Genomic DNA, 17,699 nt, shown 5'->3' on the forward strand with positions numbered 1-17,699 from the left:
TATGCTAATTAATAATAAATAAAAATAGGATGATAAAAATCAAACTTTTGTATTTATTTTTGAAATAATCAAAATAAAACGAATAATCATCAATTAAAATACAAACAGATTGTTAAGTATATACATCATGCTGTATGTTCGTGGATAACTTTTAATTGTCCATTTTTTGTTTAAACTTGCAAATGAAATGTATACTTTAGTATACAAATTGTAAATTAATGTAACAATCTAGCAATTCAATTTACTAATCATACCCTATATAATATTAACCAAAATACATGCTGTCCAAAACTTAAAACTAAATAACATGTCAAAGATAATCATCGAGTAGGAATTCTATGACAAAAGAACGGTTTTTTATTTATTCTACTGTGTTCCTCATAATGGGTTTATCTAATTCTGTTATTCCCGTATTACCAGAGATCGCCTCTGCTTCCTCAGTAGAACCAGGTACCATTAAATACACATTACTTTTTTCCGGCTATTTCATCGGAGCATTGTTGACCTTGATACCTTTTGGTTTTTTAGCAGACCGGTACAATCATCTGAAATTAATTATTCTTGCTATTACCCTTACAGCAATTTCCGGCATAATGCTCATAATAACAAACAATGCCTATATAATGATACTTGCAAGATTACTGGAAGGTAGTGCATGTGGTGCTTTTTTCCCGCCTGCATATGCGATGCTTGCAGAATTTCAAAAAAAGAACCGATACTTGGGAGAGTTCAATTTCCTTCTTAACGCAGGGCTCGCATTAGGAGTAGTAGCTGCAGGATTTCTGGCAGATGGATACATTAAAGGAGCAATTATACTTTTTACAGTGCTCTCACTAATAATACTCAGCTTCGGACTTATTAGAACAGAAACTTTCCAAACCAGGAACAAAAATAAAAATTATTCAATCCAGAAGACAGGAAACGAACCAAAATCAAGCGGCACACTCTTGGATAAAACCAGAAAGATATCCATTATAGCATTAGATCCAATGTACCTCAGAACATGGACCATTGCATTCTTTATTTTTGGAATTACAGGGGTAATGCTTGCTTATTATCCCCAGTACAGTAGCGAAATGCTTAGCAAACCAGAACTTGGCATTGTCATAGCTATAGTATATATCAGTTCCATGGCTACCAACCTCATTGCAGGAAGAACTAGTATCAGTTACAGGAAAATGATCAACGCAGGAATAATACTTGCTGCTGCAGGAGTCATAATCTCCATCACACAACCACTTCCGGGTTTTACACTCCTTGGAATAGGTTCCGGAATTGGAATGATAGGTTTGCCAATAGCAGTTTCCTACATGAATATCGATAAGAATGATAAGGGACTGAGCATGGGGATCTTTACTACATACACATATATGGGGCTTGCATTTCTGCCCATGGTAATGGGATATTTTACAAAATATGGATACCACACAATGTTTGCAGGAACCTCACTGCTTATGGTACTTACGCTTTTACTAAAAGATAGCACCAAAAATAATAATTAGCCAAATAAATTAACTGGAACTAAATAGAAACTTTCTTATGTAGACATCTTGTTCCTTAGATAGATGGCACCAATAAAAAACATAAAAACGATTACCCCTGAAAGAAAAACTGATACATTACGCCTATCTTCTAAATGTTGTTCCCTTCTACTGATATTATGTTTTTTCGCAGTCCAGGCAGGAGCAAATACGGTTGCAGAAATAGGATCAGTAAATACTCCCCATGGTGCCGTCATTCTCATTGTTGATGGCTTAAGTTCATGCTATGTTTATCCCGAGTATACTCCTTACGCAATAGATGGTTCAGCACTTGAAAAAGCAGAAGTTCCTAAAATGCAGGAAATCTTCAGTAACAGTAGCAGGATACTTGATATAAAAGCACCTCAGACATTCACTGAAGGCGGACATTCCGTAATTGCCACAGGATATTCAGGAGCTGATTCTGGACTCACTGCAGCTTCAGGAACCACGTTTTTTGATATCGCCCATGATTACGATTACCTAACATTTGCCATCATGGAAAAAGGAGATTCATATGGTTTTTGCAGTAAACAGAACGTAGTTACGCATGATATAGAGAACTCCATAAACGAACCTGAGATGGTTATTCAAACAAACATGCTTACAGAAAACAGCAAAGGCATTTCATTTGAAATTACAGAATTAATGCAATCACACTCTTCTATGCTACAGGAAAAACTCGACCAGTATCCTGAGGGCTCAATTGAACGTTACAATGAATATAATATATGGACCATAGAAACTGGAATTGATCTAGTTGAATACATGGAAAAAGAGTATCCTGAACAGAACTACATACTTACAATAAATGCAGGTGCTGTTGACAGTGCCGGCCATTATAAAAAGAACAGTGGTTACGTTGCATGCATCGAGGGAATAGACAATGCAAGTTACTCACTTTATGAAACATGTCTCGACAATAATCTGGCTTTTATATTAACAGGCGATCATGGAATGGCTTTCCCTACTGATGATTCCAAAGGAGGGCACCAGGCAGAAAAATATTCCGTGAGAATCGAGTCACAGAGAGTTCCACTGGCAATAGTAGCAAATGATATTGAAAATGCTGTTGTGGAAGGAGAATTCAAACAGGAAGATATCGCACCAACAATTCTTGAAGTATTAAATATCCCCGGAAAACTGAGACTTGCTGATGGAGAGGCAATTGCACTTAAAGATTACACAAATGTTGCAGTAGATATTCCTGAAGAAGGTGAATTAACCCTGAGCAGAGATGATGAAATTATCTTTAGCGATAAGGTAGGGGAAAACATTGCTTTTCAGGGCCTGGAACCTGGCATTGAATATATGCTATCATTTATCCCTTCATCCAATCCTGAAAATACTGTTCAGCAATTGTTCAGTGCTGGCCCAGATGTTTCAGTTAAACTCTTAACATCTGAACAGCATTCCAAAAGTGATAAATTATATCAAAACCCACGTTATATAGAAGGAGGGATTCTGACAGGAGTGGTGAATCTAATAGGATTACTACTAATTCGTAAAGTACTGAAAGAGTAATCTGTATCAACTTGCCCAAAGGCACATAACCGTTTTAAAGTTGCTTTTGCTCTGCTACATGATGATGAATTATCAATATTCCTTTGGGAGCGCTGGAAATTGCTCTTCATTGATCCATAATTACTTTTGATTCACAATTGTTAAATAATGCTAGTATGTAATATTATAGTACATATTATGAAATCTGAATATGGGGAGATCAGATGACAGAAACAAACATTGATGTTAGGGGACAGACCTGTCCGGTTCCTCTTGTAGAATGCCGTAAAGCAATTAGAAAAGCAGCCCCCGGTGATGAAATAATCATAAAGGGGACACATCCTGCATCCAAAAAAGAAATACCTATGGCTTGTGAAGCAATGGGACTCGAAGTTATGGATGTGGATGAAAATAATGAAAAAGAGTGGACAATCCGCATTAAAAAATAACTGTACTTTAGGAGAATGGGGTTTAAATGCATGACAGAAAAGGCAGTAATAGTTGCACATAGTGGCGACCTTGACAAAATCTACAGTGCGCTGATTCTTGGAAACGGTGCACTTGCTATGGGAATGGATGCCTCGATTTTTTTTACATTCTGGGGTTTACAGTGCCTGAAAAAGAATGGACTTGACAAAGGTCCGCTTTCAAGGATGAATTTTCTGGGACTTGGAAAATGGATGGTCAAAAGCAGAATGAAGAAAGCCAATGTAGTTTCGCTTGAAAAGCTAATGGAAGACTACAAAGAACTTGGCGGTAAGATCATTGCCTGTGAGATGACCATGGAAATAATGGGAATAAAACCTGAAGAGCTCAATCGTGAATGGATAGACGAGTATGGTGCGGTAGGCACCTACATAATGGAAGCAAAAGACGCTAAAATAACACTTTTCATATAAATTGCAATTTTAAAAGGGACGAATAAAGAGGAGGAATACATGTTCGATAAAATGACGTACCTTGATAATTCAGCCAGTACCAGATTGGATGAAAGGGTAATGGATGCAATGAAACCATATTATTTTGATACCTATGCCGTAGCAACATCCGAATTTGGTTATTCCATGGGTATTGATGCAAAGGAAGGACTTCAAGAAGCTAGGGAGACAATTGCATCCTCGATTGGTGCAACACCTGAGGAGATCGTGTTCACATCAGGAGAGACCGAGTCCAGCAACATGGCAATCAAAGGCGTTGTCGCAGCTCTTAAGAAAAAGAAGGGAGAGCATATTATCGTATCAAAGTTAGAGGATTTTGCTGTCCTGAATACTGCTAAGAACCTTGAGAAACAGGGTTACAATGTTGATTACATCAGTGTTGATGCAGAAGGCATTCTGGACCTTGAGGAACTCAAAAGCAAGATACGTGACGATACTGTCCTTGTATCCATCCAGCATGCAAACCAAGAGATTGGCACTCTTCAGAATCTTGATGCTATCGCAAAGATATGCAGGGAAAAGGAGGTGCTGTTCCATACCGATGCAACACATAGCTACACGAGAGTACCGATTGATGTCTCAAAAACTCCCATCGATCTGATTAGCATGTCAGCACACACTATCCATGGACCAAGAGGTGTCGGTGCATTGTATGTCCGCAAAGGCACACCACTTATCAAATGGATGGATGGTGGATATCAGGAAACGGACCGTCGTGCCGGACTTGAGAATATTCCCGGTGCAGTAGGATTTGCAAAGGCAGTTGAACTTGTTACTGAGAAGGAGAATGAGTTCCTTACATCTCTCAGGGACTATACTATAAAGAGAGTTTTCGAAGAGATTCCCCATGTTACCCTGAACGGAAGCAAGACACAGAGAACACCACAGAATGCAAACATCACATTCCACTATGTCGAAGGTGAATCCATGACTCTGCACCTAGATATGCGTGGTTTTGCTGTAAGCACAGGTTCAGCATGTTTCAGCCGTTCACTCGAAGCCAGTCATGTAATACTTGGTATTGGTGGTGACCATGAAAGAGCACACGGTTCTATTAGATTCACATTCGGACGCTACAATAGCATGGAAGACGTAGATGCTGTTGTTGATGCGATCAAGGAAATAGTCAGTCAGCTAAGGGCAATCAGTCCCCTGTACAACAAAGAAGAGTGAGGTGAGAAAATGAAATTCCCATACACAGAAAAGGTGCTTGAGCACTTTAAGAATCCACGTAATGTAGGTAAACTGGAGAATCCTGATGGAAAAGGGCTGGAGGGTAGTCCTGCTTGTGGTGATATGGTTGCTGTTTACCTTCAGGTCAACCCCGATACACAGGTAATTGAGGACATCAAATTCGAGTCATACGGCTGTGCTTCTAACATTGCCACCGCTTCTATTATTACAGAACTTGCAAAAGGCAAGACCATTGAAGAAGCAAAGAAGATCTCATGGCAGGAGGCTACTGAAGAACTTGGAGGTTTGCCACCTGTTAAAGCTCACTGTTCAGTTCTGGCTGTAGAAGGTCTTCGTGCTGCCATAAGAGACTATGAGGAAAAGCACGGTCTGGTAAGCGAACAGGAACCAACCACTGTCGATGTGATTAGAAGCAGGTTGAAGCATGTCATGAACCCGATGGCCGGACTTGATATTATCAGGACTGAGCTTGTAACAAAGATGGAGATCAATGATGGTGTTGTAAGGATACTTATTGACCTGCCGTCAAATCATCAGTTTGCAGCAAATATCAAAGAAGAGGTCATGGAGAAGATTGAATCTCTCTGGGACGTAAAAGAGGTTAATGTTGTCTTTACTGAATAAGACAACATTTCATGATTTTCTTTTTCTTAATCGATTTCTGCTATAATTACAACATAATTATTCCCATATTTTTTAGCGCATTTCGGGCAGGTAGTATACCACATGAACCATTTCTTTATTTCATACCCCTGCTCCTTTGCAAAAACTTCAAAATTATCGCACCATTTTTTAGTATCCTTGAATGAGCCTTCATAGACTTTACTTAAGAACTTACCACTCAACAGTACATTATTGGCATCAGGAATATGTTTGTTAACTGCAAGATAAAGATCCATGTTCCACTTTGATGTATGATCAGACAGGCAGAGATTATCAACTATGCCTGCTCCCGAATCCCTGACTTTCCTGTCGAGTTTTCTCATTACTCCACCAAAATTGACTGGCATATAAAAAAGAGTTAAGACTTTGTCTTTTACGAATTTCTTGTTATCCCACTCGATTACGTTTCCATCCCATGGTTCGGGATCAAACTTCGGACAGCATTCTTTTTCCATGAAAATGCACCCCCCCACACTTCAGTTAATTGTTTTTGTAAATTATGGATATATATGACAGCGAATTGATTTAAAATATAGGCTTGTAATACTATAAGCTAATCTAAAAGAAAAATAAAGATGCATTCAGAAGGAGACATATTTATATAGAAAATCCTTCAAAAGAGAGTTCATGGATGAATCAGATCCAAACGTATTCAGCCCACTAGAAGGCGAAAATAGGCAGAAATTATTCAAAGCTCTTGAGAGCGAGACACGACTAGAGATTCTCAGGCTGTTATTAGATGGTGAGAAATACATTCAGGAACTAGCTCGTTTGCTTGATGTTTCGGCCCCTTTTGTAGCGAAGAACGTTAAGATCTTAGAAGATGCGGATCTGGTCACGCGCAACATCTATGGTAATACGCATGTTTTAAACATAAATGAAAATAACATCTATTCTGCACTGGACCTGTTTGGAGTAATAAAAGAAATAGACCGGCAAAATGATAAATGTATGATGAACGGTCTCAAAAAACTAATAGCTTCGGAAGCAAAGGAAATTCAGAACAATAAAACACCTAAAAAATAGGATTGATCAGCTCCTAAAAACTTTCCTTACGGAATTAAGAGGTTTTATCCATAAAATACCATCTGTATCAACACTAATATCGGCATTGATGCCATATACAGACTGAATTGTCTTTTGTGTCAGAACCGAAGACGGAGAACCAGAAGAATGGATCATTCCTTTGCTCATAACCACTATATTATCTGCATATCGGGCTGCAAGATTTAGATCGTGCAAGGCAATTATTGTTGTCATACCCTTTTCCTTTGTGATCTTCTGTATAAATTCAAATAGTTCTAACTGATGTTGAAGATCCAGACCATTTGTCGGTTCATCCATCAATAGAAGTTGTGGATTTCGGATCAAAGACTGGGCAATAAAAACCATCTGTTTTTGACCTCCACTAAGCTCATTTATGTTTTTCATAGCCAGATCTTCAATACCCATATATTCCAGCACATTTGAAACTGCTTCAATCTCTTCCTCACCAACCTTCCAGGATAATGAATGTACCATCCCCAGAAGAAGGGTTTCAAATACAGAAAGACAGGCATTTGTTTTTGAATCCTGAGGAAGATAACTTCGTGACCTTATCAACTCCTCCTTTTTTAAATCCTTCACATCCTTTTCATTTATGATCAGGCTGCCGTCCGGCTCCAGTACTCCAGCCATACACTTTAAAAGAGTGGATTTGCCTGCTGCGTTTGGTCCGATCAATGCTGTAATTCTGGATTCAATCTTAAAATTGATATCATTTAAAACAGGATGAGAATTATAACTGAAAGAAAGATCATTAGCCTCTAGCTTCAAAAAGATCCACTCCTTTTCATAATAATAAGAGACAAAAAGAAAGGAACACCGATTAAAGATGTAGCGATACCTATTGGAAATACGCCTTTATGACAGCATATCTTGCCACCTATCGAAGCCAGAGAAAGGAATAGCGATCCTAAAAGTGCAGACAAAGGTACAAAGTATCTTTGATCCTCGCCTACAAGCATACGTGCTATATGAGGAGGCACAAGACCTACAAAACCGATAGTACCTGCAAAACAAACAGCAGATGCTGTAAGAACCGATACACAAATAAGAACTTTCAATCTTAATTTTTCAACATCTATCCCCAGACTTTTTGCTTTTTCATCACCAAGTCTGAGTGCTGTAAGCTTCCAGAAGTCAATCGCAAGTAATGGAATAAAAATAAGCAGAATTAGTAAGCATATCGTTACTGTGCTCCATGAAGAATTCTCAAGGCTTCCAAAAAGCCAGAATACGATATTCTGTAATTGATCATCCGTTGCTATGTACTGCAATAAGGAAACCAAAGCCTGAAATAAGAAAAGTAAAGCAACTCCGGTCAATATAATGAGCTCTTTACTTGCAGATTTTACTTTAGCGATAAAATAAATTACAAAAAAACAAACAAATGAAAAAATAAATGCATTAATAGAAACAAGAACGTTGCCTGCAAAAGAAGTTAAAGTTAGTCCTAAAACCATAGTAGCAGCTGCACCAAATCCTGCTGCAGCAGATATTCCAAGAGTATAAGGACTTGCAAGAGGATTATCAAGAATTGTCTGAACCTCTGCACCAGCTATTGCAAGTGATGCCCCGATAAACACAGCCATTAAAGCTTTAGGTAGCCTGAAATTCCATACAATAACAGATGAAGTAGGATCACTTGATGCGGGGAAAACTATCGTTGAAAACACTTCATATAGAGAGAGTCCTGAGGAACCCACAGCAATGTCCAGCAGGAAAGCAAGAAAAGCAGCGCTGATAAAAAGAATAAAAAAGAGGATTTTTCGTCTTATTAAAGACTCATATGCCTCTTTATTCGGAAGTTCCATCTTCATACCTCTTCAATACCAACAATCCAGGTTCCAGTATAGTTCACAGGCAGATATCGTTCATGGAATTCTCTCAAGTTCTCATCAGGATCCATATCAGCAAACTCTTCAGGATAGATCCATTTTGCAAGTGCCTGCATGCCCACGAAATTGTATATGTGATAACTGATGCCATGATGTATACTATATACATTATTATTTTTCACAGCAGTAAGCTCATCCCATCCGGAACGAGTACAAAATCCCTGTAAATCTTCCCTGGAATCCTCTACACTTGTTGAATAACCAAGCCCCATTGAATCCGGATTTTCAGGCCAGTACTGACCAGCTATTATTATAATATCAGGATTTTGAGACAAAAGATATTCAGGATCAATTGCCGACATGCTTGCAACATCTTCAGCAACATTTGTAGCTCCCAGTTTAGTGATCATAGGCCCCCAATTAGAATCAGAAAATGTTATTCCATATTGTGACGGTCCACGTGAACCATACTCAACATAGACCTTCTGTGATGTAGAAGATTCAGGATCAATAGAATTCAGGGTCGAATAGACCAGATCCATTTGTTCACCATAGAACTCAGAGATATTTTGAGCTCTTTCCTCTTTTCCCATAACCTTTCCCAATAACAGTGTACTTTCCTGTGTGTTCTCTAAAGGTGATTTCCAGAAATCAACTATAAGAACCGGAATTCCTACACTTTCAAGTGTTTGTATGGTCTCTTTTGATGCTTCATAACGCATTAACGGCATAATTATAACATCTGGATTAAGGGAAACAACACTTTCCGTATCAAAGGTATTTCTGCTCATAGACCCGATTATCGGGATGTCTGCTATTTCAGGATAGAACTCTAAATATTGACTATAAGTATCGAAGTCTTTTGTTTCAAGTTCTGAACCCCAGCCAACGATTTTTTCAGTAAAATCTTCACCCTCTACTGCTGCAAACTCCTGTATATAAAGAGAGTGACCCAGAACAACCCGTTCAACCCTGGTAGGAACGGTAACTTCCCTTCCGGCAAGATCAGTAACGGTTATTGTAAAATGCTTTCTTGCAGTTTCCCGCAAAGCTTCCTTTTCAAGAGAATTAGTATTTTCTCCGGCATAATTAGTTTCCATGTATGAAATAATTGCATCCGATAGTTCTGCTCTTGATATCTCATAATCTTTGTTCAAATCCCCTGGAATTGCAGCACTTGCTCCTGAGATACCTAACAATATCAATTGACATGATAGAAGCAGTATGCATAAAGTTCTCATTATAGTTACGTTCATATCTGACACCTTTAATTAAACTATAATATTCCCTCTAATGTCTCCTCACATAGCATCCGGTTACAGCAATTATTGCCACCGACATAGCCAAGCCCACAAAAGGTGTGGTCTTTGTTTCTGCATCCTGACTTCCTTCTTCCGAAGATAAAATATTTACAGAACTTTGTGTAGCTTGAATATTAGAATTGACAGAGACATCCGTATCTAAAATCGTCCCCTCAGTTTCACTTATCGGATTATACCAAACCCCGGTGAATGAACCTTCTCCAGTAGAAGAAGCCTTAACTTGATAATTGATCTCAGTTTCTCCTATAACTGAAAAAATTAGATTTTGCCCGGACTGACTTACTTGATCTTCCGGGTGTTTACTTCCAACATAAGAGAATCCTTCTGGAATGGATTCAACAATTCCGACTACATCTGTACCTGATATTTTGAGTGTTACAGTAAATTCAGAATCTGAGCTCGATTCTGGTGTCGAGATATCTCGTACCACATTTGTTTCTACTGCAAATGCAGGTGAAATTAAACAAACTGTAAGTATCAATAAGCAGAATAATATCCTTTCAAATCTTACTTTCATCATAATTGCCCCTTAATTTTAAATTGTTAATTTTTCGGATGATGGTTAATAGAATGTTTATAGAATATTTGCTTAAATAACTTCAAAGAGCGTTATTTTGCCACCATACTTCCACATGATTCGTCTTAGCTTCAAGGAAAAAAGATTTATCATCCTTCTTTAGAACCTTTTGCAGATAATCTCGAAGTTGCTCTTCCTGTTCTGAATTCGATATTCTGTATATAGGCATGCAATAATTGACTGCTTCATCAAAAGATGAGAAACGGTTCACATAATTTAATTTTGAGACACTCACATTTGGGTATATTCCCATTTGATAGAGTATATTGTATAGAACATTAAATTTAGGCATGGGATGATATTCCTTATGATGCAGGGAGGACCATATATTAGGGCAATAAATATCCCAGAGATTTGGTCCTGCAATCCAGAACAGATAAACATAATCTGAGCTGCAGGACATCATTTTCCGGATAGCATCTTTCATGTCCATCATTCCTAAAGAATATGAAGCAAAGACTACATCATAAGGACCTTGGAGATCCGTTTGAACATCTATGTCTTCCCACCGTTTATTGACACAATCGATATTATCAATTTCATTTTTCTTGATGTTTTCTTGCAATATACCCATCATTTCCTTTGAGGGTTCTACAGCAGTAACATGAGAAACTTTTCCAGAGATCAGAAGAGAAAGTGATCCGGGACCGCAACCAATATCGAGTACCTTTGAATTTGCTTTAAGTGGTAAACTATCGAGTGTCCTTTCAATTCTGCACATGTCATTTTGCATGGTTATCTCCCAGAATACCTTTGCATTCAACCGATCTTTCCATAGAGAAGCATAATCATTTGCAGGATTAGAGCCTACATTTTGCATCATCTGGTTTTTCCATACATCATTCCAGTTAACTATATTTCCTTCCATAATCTACTCCTATTACATTTTAATTAATGTCAAAGATTTTTTATTAGTCAGATAATCAAAAAACAGGATATCTGAAAATATCCCGTTAGTTTTAAACGCAGCTCCGGTTCAATTCCTCCTTACAAGAGCTGTACACAGCAATCCGAGAGAGCCAAATACCAGTTCAAAACCAGACAGGTTCACAGAACTTTCAACTACTGTTTCTTCTGCAGAATCGGAAGTGGCGTCCTTATCATCAATTATTGAGGGATTCTCAACGGTTCCTTTGTCGTCATTATCTTCTTCGGCAAGGTCCACAACTACCATTTCTTCATCCTCTGAGATTTCATTCTCATCGGTAACCGTATCAGGAACAGTAATTGTGCATGTTTTCCACAATGACATTTTCAGACAGGTTCCACTCGTATCCTCAGTTCTGATATACATACCACTGTAAAGATCGATCATCTTGTTTGGATCGAGAGTGACATCCTTATTACTTGACATAACAATAGCATCATCACCAGTATACAGGATAGTTCCGGTACTGCTTCCTGCATAATTTGTATTATTCATCAGAGCAGGAATTTCAAACACTTCAACATCAAAGACACCATAGGTACTTCCGGCTTCAATCGTAGTGATATCACTTAGAAGACAGGTGTATTTGAAGACAACAAAATCCGTATCTTTTCCGCGGAAAATAGAATCAACATAGCAATAGAATACTGGATTATCGTCACCATCTTTGTAAAGATATGTTCTCTCAGGTTTTGTCAGGTCCATATTACCTGAAACCACACCGGAATCAATCTCCTCACCGTCATGCTTCAACTGAATCCAGACCTTTTCCCCATCTACATCAATTTGCTGTACCTGAAGAGACCATCCATCTGCTAGTTCCCATTCTTCACCTGAGAACATTTGTTTCTTATCATCACTTCCCTGTTCCAAAAGTATCTTTGCAATCTTATCCGGCTTGCATCCTGCTGAAAGATCGGAGGTATCTTCAGGCATGGCAATATATCCAACACCAAAAAATCCCAAAGCATAGTACATTTTCAGGTCAACGTCGTCCACGATGAATGTGTTACCATCATCAAAACCGCCAATCTTGCTTTTCTTCATCTGGGGCTTGCTCACATAATAGAGATGACCTTCCTCAATTGTATCACCAAGCTGGAAAGTTGATGAAGAATTTATATTGTTCTCTAAATAAAGCAATTCACTTGAAAAACCCGGTTTAATCATATACCAGAATCCAGAGAACGAACTGGCATCCCAGTAGAAATCACCAGCATCTAATGATGGGTCTGTATTATCATAAACTGTGCTTCTTATCTTGTATGTTACATCTGAAGCATCTACAGGCAAAACAAACAAAGACATTACAAATAATGTAATAAAGATTCCTGCTATTCTTTTCATTTCAGATGTCTCCTCTCAAAAAATATGATTGTTCGACTATCTCTTGCTTTTTCCAAAAGTTGTTCAATTCAATTACAGTACCTTCCATAATCTACCCCTGTCGTATTTTGTGACCGATAAATTAATTTTATAATAAACCCGCGATGAAAATTGGTTGCTTAATAGCTATTTTCTAATCGCATATGTCTGAAATTTTGTAAGGATTTCATCATATATAGGTGTTTTTAATTGTGTTTAGTAATATTAGCTTAAAGCTAACAAAAAATAACTACATGGGCAGTAATAAATCAAATAAAATTAAATAAAATCCAGAATTACAGTAATATTGTAATCATAGATGATAACAAAGATAAACAAAAATACCATTTCAAACATCCATAATTTAATATTAATTGAAAGATCTAAAGAAATATCTAAATATAAAGCTCAAAATTGAATTCTCTCAACAATGAAATAGAAATCTCGCCAAAAAAAGTGAGGATATATAAGCCGTAAAGTCATCCATCTAAATTACTACAAAAATGCAGGAATCGTAAATCATTCAGGGAGTGTTCACATAAACAAAGCAAAAAAGAAAGATGCGATCATAAATATTGAAGAATATCTCGATAATGTCGATCACATCTATGAAGAAAAAATGAAGAAAATAATTCCTAATCATTCTTTTTTCTTTAAAACAATAGTTGACTTTATCCCTGAAGGAGAAAAAAGTCTATTTGAAGTTGGATGTGGTACAGGTTTCATAACTGAGAAGGTTTTAAAGGCACGTCCTCAATTAAAGATCACATGTATTGACAGATCTCCATGGATGCTTGAGATAATTAAAAACAAATCAGACCTCAAGGATGTCAAATTAATGCTCGGTGATGCATCCCAAACATGGCCAGCTGATGCATATGACATAATAATGACAGTTCTTAATCTCCATCATTTTAACGATGAAGAAAGGACCAATATCATCAATCTGATATACTCATCCCTAAACAAAAATGGAGTATTCATTACAGGAGATGTTTTCCGACCTGATAGCATGTCAGAAGAGGAATTGTACAGGAAAAAGTGGTATAATTCAATGATAGAGGCAGGATTTGAGGAAGAAAATGCAAAATATATGCTGGAAATGAGAGAAAATGCATATGAATCCATTGACACAATGGAAGGTTACAGAAAAAAACTAGCAGCTGCAGGTTTTAAAAAAATTTGTTGCCCTTATATGAACTTTATCTACGCAATAATAATTGCATACAAATAAAGATAATCTTTGAATTTAACTCACCATCTACTTTTAAATAATCAGGTTTAATTAAACATTAGAAGATGAGGACAGAAGTACAACCAATATTAGATAAAGCAAAAAATCTGGGACTTTCAGCATACATGCTGGATGCATCTGATATTGATGTTGAGAACAGGGTAAGGCTGAAATGTGCTTACGGATGCAAAGCTTATGGCAAAAGGCTGAGCTGTCCGCCACACATAATTTCTATTGATGAATTCAGGAAGATGCTCAGCGAATACAGCTCTGCAATCCTGCTTATAGAAGAGCATGATACCTCATGTGAAAAGGACATATTCAAAGCCTGGTCCGGATTGCGTAAAGGTTCTTTCCACAAGATGCTGGAACTAGAACATATGGCTTTCAGACATGGATTTGTTTACGCTCAACTGCTTCGTCCTGGTTCATGCAATGAATGTGATATTTGTGGTGAAAACTGTAACAAACCGGATATCAGGCGTTTTCCACCAGAAGCTGTAGGAATAAATCTATCAAAGATTATGGAGAAGAACAGCATAGATATGGAATACTGCAATTTTGACAGGGTTAAATGTATTGGAATACTTCTTCTAGAATAAGGCAGGTTTCAAGCAAGTTTCCGGGAAATAAGAACTATTCTGATTAATCCATAAAAAATGAGGGAAAAAAGTGAGAGTAAATCCGGACTTGAGTGTTAATAACGATGACCTTGAAGAATTCCAGGAGATCATAGGTTTCAAATTCAAGGATGAAAGCTATCTTGTACAGGCACTCTTGCATGGCTCTCTTTTTAGTGGAGACAAGGATAAACTGAGTGTTTTCAGAAAGGTTAACGGACTTGAGAATAAAGACTATGAAAAACTCGAGTATCTGGGAGATTCTGTTCTTGGACTTATAATTGCAGAGCATGCGTTTCATGACATTTGTATAAATGAGTATGCCAGGTCAAATGAACTCACAATAGAAGGCGTTGCTACTAAAATACGGACTGTTCTGGCGTCTAACGAGAGTCTAAAACCTGTAGCCAGAAAGATAAAACTCTCACGTTTTGTCCTTTCGGAAGGACATGTGAACATCGACGGGAAACTATCCGACATCATGGAAGCACTTATTGGTGCTATTTACATCGATGGAGGGCAGGATTATCCAGGTACAAGTAGTAAAACAGAAGGAAACTATTCTGCTGCAAAGGATTTTGTTTACCGGTTCTTCGAAATTGATAGTGCTCTTGGAAAAATAGCTGCTTTTAATCCTAAAGGCATGGTGCAGGAGATTTTTCACCAGAATGGACTTGGTAACCCATGCTACAGAGTGCTTGAAGAAGAAGGACCTGATCATGAAAAACAGTTTAAAGTGGGTCTTTACCTGAACGATAAATTGCTTGCAATTGGTTCCGGGAATAGCAAGAGAAAAGCAGAGAAAGATGCCGCAGAACTGCATTTAAAGCATTTACAGGAAAACTCACTGGAAACTTCACAAGATATAGACTAAAAGTCCTCCGATATTGTTTTATTGACATTACATGTATTTGTAATATTATCCACCGGCCGTGGCAATAATTATAAATAATTTATCATAATTTATCATTATAATGTTTCGACTAGTAGTCACTATAAATGTGCAGAAGAGAGCGTAGATTGTGTTTCTGCATATTTGAAACATGCATTAAATTGAAGGTGGTAATAAAATAATGCTTTATCCAAATCCCCAGAACCAACATCCAAAGATCAGTGAAACAGCATGGATATGTGAAAATGCAGTCATCGTAGGCAATGTCACTATAGGAGACAATGTTTACGTTGCTCACAATGTTATAATCAGGGCTGATGAACCCGGATCATCCATTGTTATCGGAGACAATTGCAATATTCAGGATGCCGTAATCATACATGGACTTGCAGGGTCAAAAGTTGAGATAAAGAACAATACTTCGCTTGCACATGGCTGTATTGTACATGGACCCTGCACAATAGGAGAAGGATGTTTTGTTGGATTTGGAGCAGTTGTTTTTGACTGCAAGATAGGTGATGATGTAGTCATTCTTCATAATTCGACGGTTCGTGCAGTTGATATACCTTCATGTAAAGTAGTAACTGACGGACAGATCATTACTGAACAGGCCAAGGTTGAAGAACTTGATGATATATGCCATGACCTTGAAAAGTTTAAAGCATCAGTAATTAATGCAAATCTTGAACTTGTGGAAGGATACACAAATCTGGCACAAGATGCAGATTGAGAAAACAAATTATTATTAGAGATATTATCAAAGCAATTAAATGTCTCTGAAATGTTTCAGAGACAATATTGCTGGTAGTTAATACGAAACACTCAAATAGAACCAATATACAAACGAAGTTTGTGGAAACTGGAATTATCGGCTTTTCAGATAAACTTGCCATCCATTTCTCTTATTACGTTTCTTCCCATGTCGGTAAGCATGTATTTTTTCCATGTGTTTTTTGCTGGATTAATACATTCTATAAGACCTCTGCTTTCGAATTCTTTCATGGCACGGCTCATATTCTGGGTTGATTTACTGGTAACCTGAGCCACATCGGAAGCTTTGCCAACTATGTTCTTTTTCATGTATTCCAGCAGAACAATTCTGCGGTCAACACTCAATACCCACTTGACATGGTCATCAGTGTCTTGTTTTATTGCTGTTTGACACCTCATGTTTTTCACCTCGTTTTTGTCCGCCTTTATGCATAATGTGCAAAATACGGCATTTAGTTCGTTTTTTAATCGGTTTTTATCTTCCTAAAACCAGAGATTTATGGAATGAACAACAACCAGATTCGCATTTTGAATGACCATTGGTATAGATTATTGTGTTATAGTTGCCAATGTTGTCAAATACACAACAGCGAAGTGTATCTATTACACAGCAGCATTTAACATCAATAGCCATTATTGCCATAGCCATTAATACATCACTAATTATGATTCATGTGCCATATTCATCACTGGGTTTTGTCAGGGATAAATTCACAATTGCGTTTTTTAATATATAAAACAAACTCTCATTTGTATATACACGAAAATAAGTCGAATACACTTATATTTTTAAGAAAGTTAGCAACTTTTGCATAATAACAGGTCTGTTTTGGCTAAAATACAAGATTTTTATACATGCCACAAAAAGCAATGAGAATATATTTGAGATTATGAATTGCATATATAAATCAAAGGTAATAAAATACTGACATCATTACTAAAACAGCTTATGAATCACGAATATCAAAATAAAAAAAGGAAATTTTAGATTATTTATGTAATGAAGATTTGCATTTTAAGATATAAAAATTATATTAATAAATTCAGAAATTAAAAGATTAGTTTTTAATAATCTCAGATAATAGAGCTATTTTAAATTATACTTGCATACGAACTGTTCGCATACAGGCAAATCTTGGAGTACAAAAAAACAATGTCAAATGTTTCCAGACTTATTATAGTTGAAGGAATTGTACAAGGTGTAGGTTTCCGCCCTTTCGTGTATCGCATAGCGAAAAATCACAACATTACCGGTTCTGTTAAAAATAACGGAGGAAGAGTTGAGATCATAGC

At 37.2% G+C, this 17,699-nt stretch carries 20 protein-coding genes; 12 read left to right on the forward strand and 8 right to left on the reverse strand.

The annotated features are described in order from the left end of the window. The first annotated feature begins 338 nt into the window (after positions 1–338). The 6 genes from FKV42_RS07020 (at position 339) to FKV42_RS07045 (ending at position 5,779) form a co-directional block, all read left to right on the forward strand. Positions 339–1,502: an MFS transporter gene (locus FKV42_RS07020; RefSeq protein WP_154809536.1), complete on the forward strand. Its 1,164-nt coding sequence runs from the start codon at positions 339–341 to the stop codon at positions 1,500–1,502. A 63-nt stretch (positions 1,503–1,565) separates the two neighbouring features. After that, entirely contained in the window at positions 1,566–3,044 is a 1,479-nt protein-coding gene (locus FKV42_RS07025) for a sulfatase-like hydrolase/transferase (RefSeq protein ID WP_154809537.1), read from the forward strand. Positions 3,045–3,247: 203 nt separating this feature from the next. After that, positions 3,248–3,472, forward strand: coding sequence for a sulfurtransferase TusA family protein (locus FKV42_RS07030; RefSeq protein WP_154809538.1), 225 nt, complete (start codon positions 3,248–3,250; stop codon positions 3,470–3,472). A 30-nt stretch (positions 3,473–3,502) separates the two neighbouring features. Further along, on the forward strand, positions 3,503–3,922 hold the full coding sequence (locus tag FKV42_RS07035; protein WP_154809539.1) for a DsrE/DsrF/DrsH-like family protein: 420 nt from the start codon (positions 3,503–3,505) through the stop codon (positions 3,920–3,922). A 39-nt stretch (positions 3,923–3,961) separates the two neighbouring features. Then, the gene (locus FKV42_RS07040; protein ID WP_154809540.1) at positions 3,962–5,134 is read left to right on the forward strand and encodes a cysteine desulfurase family protein; all 1,173 of its coding nucleotides are present in this window, start codon (positions 3,962–3,964) and stop codon (positions 5,132–5,134) included. Positions 5,135–5,143: 9 nt separating this feature from the next. Next, a complete protein-coding gene (locus FKV42_RS07045) occupies positions 5,144–5,779 on the forward strand; it encodes an iron-sulfur cluster assembly scaffold protein (protein ID WP_154809541.1) in 636 nt (211 codons plus the stop codon). 26 nt (positions 5,780–5,805) lie between these two features. Here FKV42_RS07045 and FKV42_RS07050 read toward each other — a convergent pair whose 3' ends face one another. Further along, complete coding sequence (locus FKV42_RS07050; RefSeq protein WP_154809542.1) at positions 5,806–6,273, reverse strand: hydrolase; 468 nt, start codon at positions 6,271–6,273, stop codon at positions 5,806–5,808. 172 nt (positions 6,274–6,445) lie between these two features. Here FKV42_RS07050 and FKV42_RS07055 point away from each other — a divergent pair, with 172 nt between their 5' ends. Beyond that, positions 6,446–6,844 (forward strand): ArsR/SmtB family transcription factor, encoded by a 399-nt coding sequence (locus FKV42_RS07055; protein ID WP_154809543.1) that lies wholly within the window; start codon positions 6,446–6,448, stop codon positions 6,842–6,844. A gap of 6 nt (positions 6,845–6,850) precedes the next feature. Here the strand turns inward: FKV42_RS07055 and FKV42_RS07060 are convergent, their stop codons facing one another. From FKV42_RS07060 to FKV42_RS07085, 6 genes are all read right to left on the reverse strand, one after another. Continuing rightward, positions 6,851–7,633, reverse strand: coding sequence for an ABC transporter ATP-binding protein (locus tag FKV42_RS07060; protein WP_154809544.1), 783 nt, complete (start codon positions 7,631–7,633; stop codon positions 6,851–6,853). Next, positions 7,630–8,673, reverse strand: a complete 1,044-nt coding sequence (locus FKV42_RS07065; RefSeq protein ID WP_154809545.1) for a FecCD family ABC transporter permease — start codon at positions 8,671–8,673, stop codon at positions 7,630–7,632. The genes FKV42_RS07060 and FKV42_RS07065 overlap by 4 nt, the downstream gene beginning before the upstream one ends. A gap of 2 nt (positions 8,674–8,675) precedes the next feature. Beyond that, a complete protein-coding gene (locus FKV42_RS07070) occupies positions 8,676–9,953 on the reverse strand; it encodes an ABC transporter substrate-binding protein (protein ID WP_154809546.1) in 1,278 nt (425 codons plus the stop codon). A 34-nt stretch (positions 9,954–9,987) separates the two neighbouring features. Then, positions 9,988–10,539 (reverse strand): hypothetical protein, encoded by a 552-nt coding sequence (locus tag FKV42_RS07075; protein ID WP_154809547.1) that lies wholly within the window; start codon positions 10,537–10,539, stop codon positions 9,988–9,990. A 79-nt stretch (positions 10,540–10,618) separates the two neighbouring features. Continuing rightward, positions 10,619–11,464 (reverse strand): class I SAM-dependent methyltransferase, encoded by an 846-nt coding sequence (locus FKV42_RS07080; RefSeq protein WP_154809548.1) that lies wholly within the window; start codon positions 11,462–11,464, stop codon positions 10,619–10,621. 108 nt (positions 11,465–11,572) lie between these two features. After that, positions 11,573–12,871 (reverse strand): S-layer protein domain-containing protein, encoded by a 1,299-nt coding sequence (locus tag FKV42_RS07085; RefSeq protein WP_154809549.1) that lies wholly within the window; start codon positions 12,869–12,871, stop codon positions 11,573–11,575. A 637-nt stretch (positions 12,872–13,508) separates the two neighbouring features. Here FKV42_RS07085 and FKV42_RS07090 point away from each other — a divergent pair. The 4 genes from FKV42_RS07090 to FKV42_RS07105 all read left to right on the forward strand — a co-directional run bounded on the left by FKV42_RS07090 (position 13,509) and on the right by FKV42_RS07105 (position 16,365). Continuing rightward, positions 13,509–14,123 carry a class I SAM-dependent methyltransferase gene (locus FKV42_RS07090; protein WP_154809550.1) on the forward strand — a complete coding sequence of 205 codons (615 nt, stop codon included), beginning with the start codon at positions 13,509–13,511 and terminating at the stop codon, positions 14,121–14,123. 65 nt (positions 14,124–14,188) lie between these two features. Continuing rightward, positions 14,189–14,725 (forward strand): DUF2284 domain-containing protein, encoded by a 537-nt coding sequence (locus tag FKV42_RS07095; protein ID WP_154809551.1) that lies wholly within the window; start codon positions 14,189–14,191, stop codon positions 14,723–14,725. Positions 14,726–14,795: 70 nt separating this feature from the next. Beyond that, a complete protein-coding gene (locus FKV42_RS07100) occupies positions 14,796–15,617 on the forward strand; it encodes a ribonuclease III family protein (RefSeq protein WP_154809552.1) in 822 nt (273 codons plus the stop codon). Between the two features lie 199 nt (positions 15,618–15,816). Continuing rightward, entirely contained in the window at positions 15,817–16,365 is a 549-nt protein-coding gene (locus FKV42_RS07105; protein WP_154809553.1) for an LbetaH domain-containing protein, read from the forward strand. A 146-nt stretch (positions 16,366–16,511) separates the two neighbouring features. On the opposite strand, the gene FKV42_RS07110 is transcribed toward FKV42_RS07105, so the two are convergent. Further along, positions 16,512–16,805, reverse strand: coding sequence for a sugar-specific transcriptional regulator TrmB (locus tag FKV42_RS07110; protein ID WP_154809554.1), 294 nt, complete (start codon positions 16,803–16,805; stop codon positions 16,512–16,514). Between the two features lie 754 nt (positions 16,806–17,559). Between FKV42_RS07110 and FKV42_RS07115 the strand changes: the two genes are divergently transcribed. Then, positions 17,560–17,699 (forward strand): acylphosphatase (locus FKV42_RS07115; protein WP_154809556.1); only part of this gene is annotated, 140 nt, incomplete at its 3' end.

It is taken from the genome of Methanolobus vulcani, from assembly GCF_006546655.1.
Classification (GTDB): domain Archaea; phylum Halobacteriota; class Methanosarcinia; order Methanosarcinales; family Methanosarcinaceae; genus Methanolobus; species Methanolobus vulcani_A.

Coding starts and splice junctions, on each gene's coding strand:
- FKV42_RS07055 (WP_154809543.1), top strand. CDS start 6,446: ATGGATGAATCAGATCCAAACGTATTCAGCCCACTAGAAGGCGAAAAT.
- FKV42_RS07090 (WP_154809550.1), top strand. CDS start 13,509: ATGAAGAAAATAATTCCTAATCATTCTTTTTTCTTTAAAACAATAGTT.
- FKV42_RS07035 (WP_154809539.1), top strand. CDS start 3,503: ATGACAGAAAAGGCAGTAATAGTTGCACATAGTGGCGACCTTGACAAA.
- FKV42_RS07110 (WP_154809554.1), bottom strand. CDS start 16,805: ATGAGGTGTCAAACAGCAATAAAACAAGACACTGATGACCATGTCAAG.
- FKV42_RS07075 (WP_154809547.1), bottom strand. CDS start 10,539: ATGATGAAAGTAAGATTTGAAAGGATATTATTCTGCTTATTGATACTT.
- FKV42_RS07070 (WP_154809546.1), bottom strand. CDS start 9,953: ATGAACGTAACTATAATGAGAACTTTATGCATACTGCTTCTATCATGT.
- FKV42_RS07030 (WP_154809538.1), top strand. CDS start 3,248: ATGACAGAAACAAACATTGATGTTAGGGGACAGACCTGTCCGGTTCCT.
- FKV42_RS07095 (WP_154809551.1), top strand. CDS start 14,189: ATGAGGACAGAAGTACAACCAATATTAGATAAAGCAAAAAATCTGGGA.
- FKV42_RS07105 (WP_154809553.1), top strand. CDS start 15,817: ATGCTTTATCCAAATCCCCAGAACCAACATCCAAAGATCAGTGAAACA.
- FKV42_RS07050 (WP_154809542.1), bottom strand. CDS start 6,273: ATGGAAAAAGAATGCTGTCCGAAGTTTGATCCCGAACCATGGGATGGA.
- FKV42_RS07040 (WP_154809540.1), top strand. CDS start 3,962: ATGTTCGATAAAATGACGTACCTTGATAATTCAGCCAGTACCAGATTG.
- FKV42_RS07025 (WP_154809537.1), top strand. CDS start 1,566: ATGGCACCAATAAAAAACATAAAAACGATTACCCCTGAAAGAAAAACT.
- FKV42_RS07065 (WP_154809545.1), bottom strand. CDS start 8,673: ATGGAACTTCCGAATAAAGAGGCATATGAGTCTTTAATAAGACGAAAA.
- FKV42_RS07045 (WP_154809541.1), top strand. CDS start 5,144: ATGAAATTCCCATACACAGAAAAGGTGCTTGAGCACTTTAAGAATCCA.
- FKV42_RS07020 (WP_154809536.1), top strand. CDS start 339: ATGACAAAAGAACGGTTTTTTATTTATTCTACTGTGTTCCTCATAATG.
- FKV42_RS07080 (WP_154809548.1), bottom strand. CDS start 11,464: ATGGAAGGAAATATAGTTAACTGGAATGATGTATGGAAAAACCAGATG.
- FKV42_RS07085 (WP_154809549.1), bottom strand. CDS start 12,871: ATGAAAAGAATAGCAGGAATCTTTATTACATTATTTGTAATGTCTTTG.